General features: G+C 47.5%; 1 protein-coding gene. It reads right to left on the bottom strand.

From position 1 onward, the window contains the following. Window positions 1-362 (bottom strand): SIALI-17 repeat-containing surface protein (locus tag ADH31_RS10060; protein ID WP_049510459.1); only part of this gene is annotated, 362 nt, incomplete at both ends.

The raw sequence follows: 362 nt of genomic DNA, 5'->3' as shown, positions 1-362 counted from the left end.
GATTCCACTGCATTGACACCACCTGTATATTCTGGCACCTCTAACTTAGCAGATTCTACTGCATTCACACCACCTGTATATTCTGGCACCTCTAACTTAGCGGATTCCACTGCATTGACACCACCTGTGTATTCTGGAGAATCTAACTTAGCGGATTCTACTGCATTGACGCCACCCTCAAATTCTGGGACTTCTGATGTAGTTGCTTCCTCACCATTGACACCACCTTCAAAAGCTGGAACGTCATGAATGACAGACTCTCCTTTTGAGCTTTCTACTAGACTACCCTCTGGAACTTCATGGACCGCGGCTTCCTCACCGTTCACACCACCTTCAAAGGCTGGCACATTATGAACAGCGGC

The sequence above is a fragment of the Streptococcus pseudopneumoniae genome (assembly GCF_001072375.1).
Taxonomy (GTDB): Bacteria; Bacillota; Bacilli; order Lactobacillales; family Streptococcaceae; genus Streptococcus; species Streptococcus pseudopneumoniae_L.
This window is presented reverse-complemented; position numbering and strand designations above follow the sequence as displayed.